The 514-nt window shown below is 41.2% G+C and carries 1 protein-coding gene; it reads left to right on the top strand.

Annotated elements, in window-relative coordinates; genetic code table 11:
* Positions 1-514, top strand: a 514-nt coding sequence (locus IEY73_RS34960) for a PP-loop family protein (protein ID WP_189083272.1), incomplete at both ends; no start/stop codon positions are given.

Genomic DNA, 514 nt, shown 5'->3' with positions numbered 1-514 from the left:
CCCCCCATTGTGCGATTGAAAACGGCAAGATTTTTGGCTTGCAATTCCACCCAGAAGTCATTCAAAGCGAAGAAGGGGGTAAGATTTTAGAAAATTTTGCCCTTTTAGTTTGCGGCTGTGAAAAAACTTGGGGGATGCAGCATTTCGCTCAAAGAGAAATGGCACGCTTGAAAGAAAAAATTGCTAACGCTAAGGTTTTGTGCGCGGTGAGTGGGGGCGTGGATTCTACGGTGGTCGCTACGCTATTACACAGAGCTATTAAGGATAATTTGATCGCTGTTTTTGTGGATCATGGCTTGTTGCGTAAAAATGAAAAAGAAAGGGTGCAAGCGATGTTTAAAGACTTGCAAATCCCTTTAAACACGATAGACGCTAAAGAAATCTTTTTGTCTAAATTAAAGGGCGTGAGCGAGCCTGAATTGAAGCGAAAAATCATCGGCGAAACCTTTATTGAAGTGTTTGAAAAAGAAGCCAAGAAGCACTATTTAAAAGGCAAAATTGAGTTTTTAGCCCA

The sequence above is a fragment of the Mangrovihabitans endophyticus genome, assembly GCF_014646155.1.
GTDB lineage: Bacteria > Actinomycetota > Actinomycetes > Mycobacteriales > Micromonosporaceae > Actinoplanes > Actinoplanes endophyticus.
The sequence above is the reverse complement of the archived record's forward strand: the minus strand, read 5'-3'. Positions and strand labels throughout refer to the sequence as shown.